The organism is Olavius algarvensis spirochete endosymbiont, from assembly GCA_900608495.1.
In the GTDB taxonomy this organism is placed as follows: Bacteria; Spirochaetota; Spirochaetia; order DSM-2461; family DSM-2461; genus UBA2779.
This window is the reverse complement of sequence record UWYT01000024.1, coordinates 1-240: the sequence shown is the minus strand read 5'-3', so window position 1 is coordinate 240 and position 240 is coordinate 1. Positions and strand designations below refer to the sequence as shown.

The window sequence follows — 240 nt, the reverse complement described above, 5'->3', positions numbered from 1 at the left end:
GGCAATGTCTATGTGGTAGATCATGGCAATCACCGCATCCGGAAAATCACGCCGGAGGGGGTGGTAAGCACCTTGGCCGGCACTGGCACAAGGGGTCATGCGGATGGCATCGGCACAGAAGCACAGTTTGACTACCCCACCGGAGTGGCTGTGGACTCAGAGGGCAATGTCTATGTGGCAGATCATGGCAATCACCGCATCCGGAAAATCACGCCTGCGGGGGTGGTAAGCATTTTTGCC

At 57.1% G+C, this 240-nt stretch carries 1 protein-coding gene; it reads left to right on the top strand.

Features of this window, described 5'->3' with window-relative positions:
- The coding region (locus S1OALGB6SA_RS00270; protein WP_195910203.1) for an SBBP repeat-containing protein at positions 1–240 on the top strand (240 nt) is incomplete at both ends.